The sequence below is a fragment of the Aeromonas sp. PrichA-15 genome (assembly GCF_017939245.1).
Taxonomy (GTDB): Bacteria; Pseudomonadota; Gammaproteobacteria; order Enterobacterales; family Aeromonadaceae; genus Aeromonas; species Aeromonas caviae.
The window spans coordinates 1-522 of the sequence record NZ_JAGKRH010000267.1 but is presented as its reverse complement, the minus strand read 5'-3'; the positions used below and the strand labels follow the sequence as shown (position 1 = coordinate 522).

Here is a 522-nt window from a genome sequence, read left to right as displayed (position 1 = left end):
GTATCTATTCACCAGGACGGGGTTGACGGCATCAGTTCTGCCGGGATGGGATAATCTGTCTTCTCGATGCACGCCCTGACCACGGCCCTCAACCACTCCTGTGGGCAGCGGCCCAATCGCTTGCCGGTCTCCACCAACGACAGGATGCGCTGGCGAAACAGCTCGCCCCGGTGAGACCACACGCCGTAGCTACCCTTGCGCCAGAGCACATAGCCACGCAGCGCCCGCTCCGCCTCGTTGTTGGTCAGCGCTATTTCGTCGTCAGTCATAAACCGCCACAGCATCTCGTCATCCCGCAGCAGCAACTGGCATCGTCCACGGTAGCGTTTGCTGCACAACAGGGCGCCGCGCTCCAACTGGCTTCGCCAGCTTTGCCGGTAACGCGCGAGCCTGCGCAGGTATTTCTGCTTGCTCAACGCACCGCTTTCCCAACGGTGCCGGGTACGAAACACCGCATCCGCCAGCAAGACCAACCGGGCACCGATGGGCTGGTTGCACTGCTCGCTACTCTCGGCGATGGCC

At 62.5% G+C, this 522-nt stretch carries 1 protein-coding gene; it reads right to left on the bottom strand.

Annotated elements, in window-relative coordinates:
- Positions 1 to 8: 8 nt before the first annotated feature.
- A partial coding sequence (locus tag J9889_RS20735; protein WP_210538931.1) for a transposase occupies positions 9 to 522 on the bottom strand: 514 nt, incomplete at its 5' end.